This is a genomic window from Chloroflexus sp. MS-G (assembly GCF_000735195.1).
Lineage (GTDB): Bacteria > Chloroflexota > Chloroflexia > Chloroflexales > Chloroflexaceae > Chloroflexus.
The window spans coordinates 1-10,000 of the sequence record NZ_JPIM01000081.1 but is presented as its reverse complement, the minus strand read 5'-3'; the positions used below and the strand labels follow the sequence as shown (position 1 = coordinate 10,000).

Annotated in this window: 7 protein-coding genes and 1 pseudogene (1 of these 8 cut by a window edge); all 8 read right to left on the bottom strand. The window is 54.6% G+C overall.

Annotation, left to right across the window (positions count from 1 at the left end; genetic code table 11):
- Positions 1–1,393, bottom strand: partial view of a S8 family serine peptidase gene (locus JE47_RS0114270; RefSeq protein ID WP_031460406.1) — the beginning only. It extends 1,655 nt beyond the left edge of the window; only the first 1,393 of its 3,048 coding nucleotides appear in the window; the start codon lies at positions 1,391–1,393; its stop codon lies beyond the left edge, outside the window.
- Between the two features lie 102 nt (positions 1,394–1,495).
- The gene (locus JE47_RS0114265) at positions 1,496–2,563 is read right to left on the bottom strand and encodes a dipeptidase (RefSeq protein ID WP_031460405.1); all 1,068 of its coding nucleotides are present in this window, start codon (positions 2,561–2,563) and stop codon (positions 1,496–1,498) included.
- Between the two features lie 10 nt (positions 2,564–2,573).
- Positions 2,574–3,608, bottom strand: a complete 1,035-nt coding sequence (locus tag JE47_RS0114260; RefSeq protein WP_031460404.1) for an NAD(P)/FAD-dependent oxidoreductase — start codon at positions 3,606–3,608, stop codon at positions 2,574–2,576.
- A gap of 6 nt (positions 3,609–3,614) precedes the next feature.
- Complete coding sequence (locus JE47_RS0114255) at positions 3,615–4,886, bottom strand: M16 family metallopeptidase (RefSeq protein ID WP_031460403.1); 1,272 nt, start codon at positions 4,884–4,886, stop codon at positions 3,615–3,617.
- 30 nt (positions 4,887–4,916) lie between these two features.
- A complete protein-coding gene (locus JE47_RS0114250) occupies positions 4,917–6,437 on the bottom strand; it encodes a GAF domain-containing protein (RefSeq protein ID WP_031460402.1) in 1,521 nt (506 codons plus the stop codon).
- 537 nt (positions 6,438–6,974) lie between these two features.
- On the bottom strand, positions 6,975–7,685 hold the full coding sequence (locus JE47_RS0114240) for a response regulator (RefSeq protein WP_031460401.1): 711 nt from the start codon (positions 7,683–7,685) through the stop codon (positions 6,975–6,977).
- Positions 7,686–7,741: 56 nt separating this feature from the next.
- On the bottom strand, positions 7,742–8,758 hold the full coding sequence (locus JE47_RS0114235; protein ID WP_031460400.1) for a sensor histidine kinase: 1,017 nt from the start codon (positions 8,756–8,758) through the stop codon (positions 7,742–7,744).
- An 898-nt stretch (positions 8,759–9,656) separates the two neighbouring features.
- Positions 9,657–9,872, bottom strand: a pseudogene (locus tag JE47_RS21380) (alpha/beta hydrolase family protein); the annotation flags it as partial.
- Between the last annotated feature and the right edge of the window lie 128 nt (positions 9,873–10,000).

The following is a 10,000-nucleotide window of genomic DNA, read 5'->3' as shown; positions in this document are numbered from 1 at the left end:
GATTTGAATTTGACACGGTAGCGACAATACTGGCGCCAGGGGCGACCAGATCGGGCTTGATACGACCATCAGTGGTTGGTCCAATCCGGCTAAAGTTCGTTACGAGATCATTTTGATCGGTAGCGCCAACCGCAACGACGTTCGGATAATCACCGGGTGACGCAACTGAACTACAGCCGGTGAAGTTACTATTGATATTGCCAGCGGCAAATACAACAAAGATACCGGCTGCTTGCCAGGCAGTGGCATACCCGCTATACACCTGATTGCCGCCCGTGTCAAATGCCCATGAATTGTTCAGCACGTGGGGCCGTAGACTGGGGCGCGGGTTATTGCCGTTGAGATCGGTAGGCGCCAACATCCATTGCGCGGCAGCAATAATATCACTATCGTTGCAATTGGTCGTACTACAAGCACGGGCCGCAATCCATCGTGCGCCTGGCGCAACACCCATAGCCGGTTGACCAGGTGGATCGGCAACCATGATGCCCATCACGTGTGTCCCATGAGTTCCCGAGTCGACTGGCGCCGGTTGGTTTCCGACCGGATCGAACCAGTTGTAGTTGTGATCAAAATTGCCGCCGCCGAGATTGCCACGGTACTGGTTCACAAGGGCTGGATGGGTATAATTTACCCCACTATCAATATTGGCGACGGTGATCCCACTACCGGTGACACCAAACTCACGCCAGACTCGATCGGCGCCGATGCGAGCAATATTCCAGCACACGTTGTTGGAGGTAGCTGAACAGGATACCGTCGATGTCGTGGCCGGTGGAGTCATCTGCAATTCGTGATCGGCGGTGAGCATTGCGACGTCGCTGTGAGCGGCCAGTGCTTGCGCCAGTGCTGCGTCACCTTCAACCAGCAGTGCATTCACAATCCAGAGTGGCTGGTAGCGAACGCCAAGGGCGTCAAGCATCGCCCGCACCCTGCGTTGACTCCGTTCGGCGTGGCTGGTAAGCGTTTGGTACACATACTCCCCACGCGCTTCCCAATCACGGATGAGAAAGGCTTGTCCCAGATCAGGACGGTCGGCAAAAAAAACGAGGAAGCGTGTCGTGCCGTGGCGCAATTCTGCTTGCAGATCAGGATCGATCGGTTCCTGCTGCTGAGGTAGCGGCACCGGAATACTGAGCGGTGTGGCCATCATTGCCGGGGCTGCCGGTGGTGGATAGCCAGTGTAGGGATGGATCGTCGATGGATTACTGTCAGTATTGGTAATCGTGAGGTTGAGCGTTGTGGTACTGCCAAGCTCGACTGTAGCCGAAAGGCTGGTCGGCGTCACGCTAAGACGTGGTAGATCGGCATAAACCGCTGCTGGCGGAATGAATAGCAACAAACTGATCAGGAAGGCGATGATGGTGAAGATAAACCGGCTGATGCGTTTCATACACTAAATCCAGATCGCAGCGAGAGTTGTTGCTGGAGGTCATCATAGCATAATGGTGATAGTTTGTGTCTTTCAATTCCGTCAGATTGTGCACTGCAAGTTCTATTCGCCCCACGTCAAGCGCAACACGCGCAGCCAGTTCTCGTAAGCCAATTTCCGTAGTTCAGCCGGTGTGAATCCTGCATCGGCTAACGCCTGTAGCAGAACAGGTAAACCGCTCACATCACGAATGGCTTGCGGCATGAGGGCGCCATCGAAATCCGATCCAAAGCCGACCCGGTCTATACCTAACCGTTCAACCAAATACTGCACGTGCCGAACCATCACGTCAATTGGCATACTGGCATCACGATGACCATCAGGACGCAAAAATGTGACGGCAAAATTCAACCCAACCATTCCATCAGAATCACGAATGGCAGCAAGCTGACGATCGGTAAGGTTACGACTGCTTGGACAGATGGCGTGTGCATTGGAGTGGGTTGCCACCAGTGGCGCATCACTCAGTCGAGCCACGTCCCAGAAACCGGCTTCGTTCAGATGAGAAACATCAATCAGAATGCGTAATTGATTACAGGCTTTGATCAGCGCCTTACCGGCGTCAGTCAGCCCCGGCCCGATGTCCGGTGAGGTGGGAAAGGCAAAGGGAACGCCGTACCCAAAGATATTTGGCCGACTCCAGACCGGCCCTAGTGAACGTAATCCGGCCTGGTAGAGTACCTCTAGTTCATCGAGATCGGGACCAATCGCTTCAGCGCCCTCGATATGGAAAACGGCTGCGATGACACCGTTAGTAAGGCATTCATGGATTGCATTGGCTGTACGACACAGTCGCACCTGACCGTTGGATTCCTGTGTTAATCGAAAGAGGCGTGCTGCCATGGCCAGGGTTGTTTGCAATGCGTAAGAGTGATCGAGGGCCGGTGGTAGTGGCAAATGATACGGAGGATCGGGCAAATGGTCTGATGGCGTCTCAGCGGTAGGTGGCGGTGGAACATAGATGGCAAAGAATCCACCACCGAATCCGCCTTTGCGGGCACGCGGGAGGTCGAGATGTCCGTGTGGGCTACTCTCGAAAAAGCTCCGCTCGGTACCGGGGCGTGGTCGATACAGATCGAGGATCACGTCGTTGTGTCCATCGAAGATTGGCAGCCACATGGTCGTTGTCATAAGCACGTCCTCACAACAAGAGAGCACGAATCTGGTTGGCAGCCTGCCAGCCACTTTCAATCGCAAGATGGACCCGTCCCTGTCCACTTACCAAATCGCCTGCGATCACAATGCGCTCGTAGCTTCGCAAGGGGGTGGCAGTATCGGGCAGCGCGTAACGCCAGCGTTGGACATTAATCCAGTATGGTGCTCCTAAATCACCGATCAACGACTTGATGTCAGCAAGTGCCTCGATAACTGGTGATGGGGCTTCGCTGAGCGTATATGTTCCTTTTTGCAACTCATCCCAGTGGGCTGTAGCCCAGGCATCGCTCATCTGGGCGATCAACAGGCCGTGATCGGGTGGAGCACGGTTTGGTTTATCGTGTTCGCATGCCAGCCAACTGATTGTATGTTGACGATCAACGTTGACCAGAGCGTACCACGGGACTACTGGTCGTTGCGGAAAGGCGACCGTGATACTGATTGAACGCCGGTATTGTACTGCTTGTAACGCCTCGACCAGATCGTTCGCTTCGCTGAAATTGCCCGCCATCAAGATTGCTGCCGACTGTGGTGCAGGCGCCGTAAGCACGACTGCGGCAAAGTTGCCTAATACCTGACCATCGTCGGCGAACAAGCGATAGGCGTCACCCTCACGGTTCAAGCGGGCAACGGTGGTCTCTATACGAACATCAATCCCGCTGGCCAGATACTTTGCCAGTCGGGTAATGCCGGTCGGCCAGGTCCATTTCTGTTCATCGGCCAAAGCGACATCGCCGGGTGCAATCGTATTTGAGCGAGTGAAGGTCCAGACCGGACGATCAATGGTTACCGCATCGCCAGTAGCGACGATCAAATCGCGGATGGCAGGAGTTGGTGCCTTAACATACTGCGCGCCGTGGTCGAAGCAGAAATCGCCGATACGCCGGGTAGCAGCTCGTCCCCCAACGCCACGACTCTTTTCAAAGACAACCGGTACAATATCGGTATGAGCATCAACCAGCGAACGGGCAGCCGCTAATCCGGCAACACCGGCGCCAACGATTGCTACCCTCTTAACCATGGGGCTTTACCCTTCTAGCAAGGCTTGCAAATCGGCTTGATCCTCATCGTTGTACGGTCCAACTACCGCCAGCCACTGTTGTTCGCTACCGATCAACCGCTGTGCAGCTCGTTGCAAATCGGCCAGCGTCAGCGCATCGAACTCGGCGATAATTTGTTCGACCGGCGGTACCGTTTGGTAACGCAGCAGACTGACGGCGTTGCGCGAGGCAATTGACCAGGTGTCTTCAAGCGAGAGTAATAAACTTCCCTTGAGTTGCTCTTTCACAGTGACCAGTTCTTGTTCGGTGGGACCATGCTCTGCCAGATCGTGAAGTACCGTGCGTGTCATCGCTACCGCATCACGAAGTGCTTCTGGTTCAACACCGGCATAGATGACCCACATACCGGTATCAGCAAACTCGTTGTGGTACGAACCGATGTTGTAGCTCAGGCCATGCTCCTCGCGAATTTTCTGAAAGAGGCGTGACGACATACCACCACCGAGGAGCGCATCGAGCGCCTGCACAGCCCGTCGATCAGGATCGTGATACGACACACCGGGCATGCCGAGGCAGAAATTCCCCTGTTCAATATCGCGTGGTAGTAAACTGAGTCTAGGCTGAGACGGTAATGGTGGCGCTGCCAAGGCCGTTGGCCGCTGACCGGTTGGTAGATCGGCGAATGACCGTTCAATTGCCGGAATAACCTCTTCGTGATGAACGTTGCCGGCAACTGACACGATCAGATTACCAGCGTGATAGCCCTGGCTGAAGAACTGTAAGAGTTCAGTGCGCGAGATGGCGCTGACCGTGGCAATGCTACCGGTAATATCGCGGCCAAATGGATGATCGCCCCACATCGTATGTTGTAGTAATTCGTGAACTACCTCAGTCGGATTATCTTGAATGCCGCGAATCTCTTCGATAATCACCCGACGTTCTTTTTCTAACTCGCTTGCTTCAAAGAGTGGTCGTTGGACCATTTCGCTCAACACATGCAACGCACGGGCGAAATGAATTGCCGCAACTTTTGCATAGAAGACGGTCGTTTCATAACTGGTAGAAGCGTTGAGATAGCCGCCAACGCCTTCAATGGCCAGCGAGATAGCGTGTGCCGTCGGGTATGCCCTGGTTCCCTTGAAGAGCATATGCTCGATAAAATGGGCAGCCCCGGCCAGCTCTGCCGGCTCGTACCGGGCACCGATGTCGATGAAACAACCGATCGCGACCGAGTATGTGTGTGGCAGTTCTTCGATCAGGATACGAATCCCGTTTGGTGTAATGTGCAAGTATGGCATTGCAGGTATGGGTCTGTTTACAAACAACGGTTACACTTCGCGACGCCAGAGTTCGAGTCGTGATGCAGGCTGCCCATGCGAGGGCGGAATCTCTAATCGTTCGATAAGATACGAACGTTCACCTTCCGGTAAAGCCTGTCGTATACGCAGATGCTGGTGCTCTTGACGCTGGGCAAGAAATTCAATCGCTGTCGGTGCAGCTCGTTCCAGTATTCGTAGCAGTTGGGCGTATGTTTTGCCGACCAGTTCTCGTGGATGACGGCCAACTATCTGGTTGGCGAACACAGTATTAATAGCGACCAACCGCTCAGTCTCATCAAAGAGGGCAATCCCTTCTGGCAGGCTGTCGAAGACGATGCGGAGCAGATCACGTGAGCGCTGCAATTGGTTGGTACGTTCGGTAACCAGCTCTTCCAGCAACTGGGTTTGTTCTCGTAAGCGGGCCACTAATTGCAGCGTTGCACAAATGGTTGCTGTCTGACGGGCAAACAAGTCTAGCAGATTCCAATCAATCGTCGATGGGTTTAGTTGGGTGCCGCTGTAGCCTAAAGCCAGCCCCCCAATCGCATGACCGTCGTGCATGAGTGGTATCGCAATACAGGTTTGCTCATCGGTGAGCGCCATTGTAACCACACTTTGACTCTCGACCGTCAGCTTGACGGCGCCACCCGCTGCCGCTACAGGTGCTTCAAGAGATATATTGGTGGGGGCAATCCATTCGGGTTGTCCCTGTGATGTTGAGCGCAGGAAAAGCAAGCCCCAGCGGGCAGCAAATACATCCCTGGCAATCTGATGGCATTGCCCGGCTACATCACTCGCTGTCTGAGCGCTACCCGCCATCTGACCGAAGTTGATCAACGTTAACATATGCTGCTGACGGAGCCGGTGTTGTTGATGGAAACGGGCCGCACCAATGGCTATACCGATCTGGGCAGCGATACTTTCGATCAACATCAGCTCGTGGCTGCCAAAAGCGTGTGTCGCTAGTCGATAGACCGTGAGCACCCCAATAGTCGCAACTGATTGGCGGATCGGTGTAGCGATCAGACTTCCACTACTCGGTTCGACAGAGCCGGTTGCGGTTCCTGTTTCGCGTAACTGAAACCGCTGTGTTTCATTGGCAAGATCGAGCAAGATAACACTGCTTCCATGGCGCAAGGCCCAACCTGCACTCCCGTGAGCCAAGAGTTCGGCAGCACGCTCGTTCGGCAACAAGCGTGGCGCACCCAATGAGACCGTGAGCGCATGTTGTGGAGTCTGGTCAGGCCCAACGAGAATGATGGTGGCTTCATCAGCCGGCAGGTGCACAGTAATGCTCTGGAGAACCTGCTGCACGAGTGCTGTTGGTTCAATATCCTCTCGAAACTCGATACCGAGCCGCGTGAGCAGTGCAGTCTGTCGGATCAGCTCTTCCGTCAACGCCTGGGCTGCCAATGGTGGCCCAATCGGACGTAACTGTCGGCGCAGTTGGGCATTTGCCTGCCGTAATTCACGCACATGCGCGACTAATTCGGCAACCGTCAGCGCAGCAAGATTGTCTGCATCCAGCATAGCGGTTCTCGTGTGCACGTCACTATCTCATCATGTAGAGTAGTATAACACGACCAGGGCGTTAGCGGCCTTTTGAGAGGTGAGGTGTTCTGTAGTATCTGCGTCCTCTCACCTTTCCCATCCTCTCCTTCCGCTCCCACAGGAAGAGGGGAAGGAAATGAGCGGCAGGGTTGCTATTCGTCACCGATAGCGTGTTGCTCCAATCAACGAGAGCTTCCTGTCCGCTCACTGATGGATGCGGATGTTCAGGAAATCGCGTGGGTCGGAGATGGGTGGTGGTGTGAACGACGTTCACCAGCGCACGCTACAAACTGAGAATGCTGAAAAGCCTTACGGAGGGGCAGGGATTTTCAACGTTCGCAACGCCTATGTCTTCTCACCTTTCCTCTCACATGGGATTGAGGACGGGGGAAGGTGAGAGAGCGGTTGCAATCTACCCCTGATAACGTGCTCTGAGATGGGCGCAGGTGCCATCAAGACCACTTCATGGCGCGAAACAGAGGCATCGTTCAGAGGCACGCTCACCACTCTCACCAACTACCCCTCTGGTGACTGTGAATACCCCATCTTAATCCAGCCCTTTTTGATCGCAACAATCACCGCCATTGTTCGATCATTAACCTGTAGCTTAGCGAGAATCGAGGTAATATGATTTTTAACAGTTTGACCGCTAATGCTTAATTCACTGGCAATCTCTTTATTTGAGAGGCCACGGGCAATGCAATCGAGAATCTCAATTTCGCGTGAGGTAAGCGGTGCGAACAGATTCGTGCCATCTTCTTCATCTGTTGCGGCCAGTTCGCGAAACTGATGTAACACGCGGGCCGCGACATTTGGGCGTGCCAGTACGGCATCATTGATCAGGTAGCGACCACGTGCGACCTCACGGATCATGTGAACCAGCTCTTCAGGGCTGATGTCTTTTGACGTAAAAGCCGCAGCGCCGACCTTGATCGCCTGAAACAGTTGTTCATCGTCTTCATAGACACTCAGCACAACAATGCCGGTGCGCGGTTCGCGCCGTTTGATCACTCGCGCCACTTCCAGGCCATTCAAGCCAGGGAGGTTAATATCGACGAGAACAACATCGGGAAAAAGCCGTTCCGTGAGTTTGATCGCTTCCTGCCCATTCTCGGCTTCTCCCACCACTTCAATATCAGATGCGCTTTCTAAGCTCCAGCGGACACCCTGACGAAAGAGCGGGTGATCGTCAATGACCAATACTTTTATTTTTGCCGATGTTGCCACAGGCGACTCCTCTGCTGTTCATTTCCTTAAGGGGTAACATCATTACCAATCGAATATCACGATAACGGCATCGTCACCTGCACTTCGGTACCGGCACCCCGGCGAGTGATGACCGTTAATTGTGCGCCGACCAATTCGGCGCGTTCGCGCATACTGGTCAATCCCCAGCTTTCACGACCGGCGCGACGACTTACTTCACGGAGATCAAAGCCCGGCCCTTCATCACGAATCGATAGATACAGCCGGTCTTTACGTAGCGTCAGAGTTACTCGTACTGGCGCACCACGGGCGTGTTTGCGAGCATTTTGCAACGCTTCCTGTACGATACGGTACAGGACAATTTCGACTTCAGGGGGGAGTCTCGGTATCGAATCCGCTTCAAAATGAACAGGATTGGTCACTGTATCCCGGTAGCGGCGAATATATTCGTGGAGTGCGGCTACCAATCCCTGTTCTTCAAGTTTTCCAGGACGGAGATCGGCGATAAAGCTCCGTACTTCGCGTAATCCTTCACGCACGCTGTCACCCAACTGACTTAAGATCGAGCCTAGCCGATCAAGTTGTTGCTCTTGCAACAGATTCTGACAGACTTCGACGCCCATCAGTGCATTGGCAAGCACCTGGGCTGGGCCGTCGTGTACTTCACGCGCCAGGCGGATCCGCTCTTCTTCACGCCCTTTAATAATTTGAGCGCGGAGAGCCTGCACCCAGGGATCGGCTGCGATGCCCTCTGCGTGACGGGTTAAGGTCGTACTGCTCATCTCAATCTGGCGAATGAGTTGATCGAGTTGGCGCAGTGCCCGGCGCAGTTCAGATTCGGTTTGCGCAGCCGCTGTATGCTCGCTGCGCAACTGTTGAACTCGTGCTGCTGCAGCCACAGTTGACAGACCACGTTCACGGGCAAATTGCTCTTGAATGACCGCCTCATCGAGTTGCCGTGAAAGGAGACGTACTCGTTGTACCAGGCTCTCTTGTTGTTGCAGCGCAGCCTGGTATAACTGGCGAAGTTCAGCGAGTTGGGCGTTGACAATTGCTGTAGCGCGTTCAAGCAAGACGGCTGGCTCCGTGCTCAAGGCCGTACTCCCTCGTCTGGTCTCATTGATGGTTTAAGTATAGCACGCAACCGATCATCAATGAAGGGGCACAAGATGATCAAAGCGTCATCTTGCTTTGATGCGCGAACGGTAACGCATACGTCTCCTCTTCGCGCTGACACAAGGGTTCAACGGTTTCAGTGCCTGTGCTGCGGAGCACGCCTGGTGGCCCTCACCTTCCCCCTGCCCCCCTCGCCTTCCCTCCCGTTCCCGCACCAGGAGGGGCAGGTTTCCAACCTGCCCACTGGCCGTACCAGTAGGGGCAGGTTTCCAACCTGCTCCCCGGCCGTACCAGTAGGGGCAGGTTTCCAACCTGCCCCCCGGCCGTACCAGTAGGGGCAGGTTTCCAACCTGCCCACCCCGTACCAGTAGGGGCAGGTTTCCAACCTGCCCACCCCGTACCAGTAGGGGCAGGTTCCTAACCTGCCCACCGGCCGTCTTGCGTAGACGGGCGCGTGCGGGTTGTCGGCATTGGCTCCTCACCTTCCCCCTGCTCCCCTTCCTCTCCTCCACGGGGAGAGGAACGTGGGGGAGCTGGAGCGCAAGAACGTTGGAACCTCCTCACGCGATGGTCGCACGGACACGGTACGTGCCAAATGAGAAATTCGGGTTTTTGATCAGGCTCTTAGAGCCTATCCGAATAATTGTCTCACAGTACAGCGGATGAAACCTGATAGATGTACGGGTGCAGCACCGCTGCACCCCAACCGATCTTCTTCTGCGACAGGGTATTCCGGATAAGCTCTTCAGCACCCTCCCCTCTTGATGGGAAAGCAGTGCTTGTCGCGGAGCACGTGATGTGTGCGGGTTGAGAACCCGTCCCTCCTACATAACCCGCGATGGGGCGGGAAGGCGACCGTTCTGTTAAGCCGATCCCTTACAAGGCCGGTGTGAACCCAAGCACCTTCCCGTAGAATGCCAGTTCGCGCTCGATAGCCGTAATAATATTTTCCGCCTTACGAAAACCGTGTTGCTCACCAGGAAATGGTACGTACTCGGTATAGATGCCTCGTGACCGTAAAGCTTCGTGCATCATTTCCGATTGGGACGGCGGGACAACTTTATCTTCTAACCCTTGAAAGAAAATGACCGGACTAGTACTTGACCACACTGATTACTGATGATAAAAGCGACGAAACGTGAGCCGGGCATTGGCCGTGGTGAACCGCCATTGCACGGTAGCCCGGACTTCACTACGGGCTTTTGCCCATGCGTCTACCT

Coding starts and splice junctions, on each gene's coding strand:
- JE47_RS0114260 (WP_031460404.1), bottom strand. CDS start 3,608: ATGGTTAAGAGGGTAGCAATCGTTGGCGCCGGTGTTGCCGGATTAGCG.
- JE47_RS0114265 (WP_031460405.1), bottom strand. CDS start 2,563: ATGACAACGACCATGTGGCTGCCAATCTTCGATGGACACAACGACGTG.
- JE47_RS0114250 (WP_031460402.1), bottom strand. CDS start 6,437: ATGCTGGATGCAGACAATCTTGCTGCGCTGACGGTTGCCGAATTAGTC.
- JE47_RS0114255 (WP_031460403.1), bottom strand. CDS start 4,886: ATGCCATACTTGCACATTACACCAAACGGGATTCGTATCCTGATCGAA.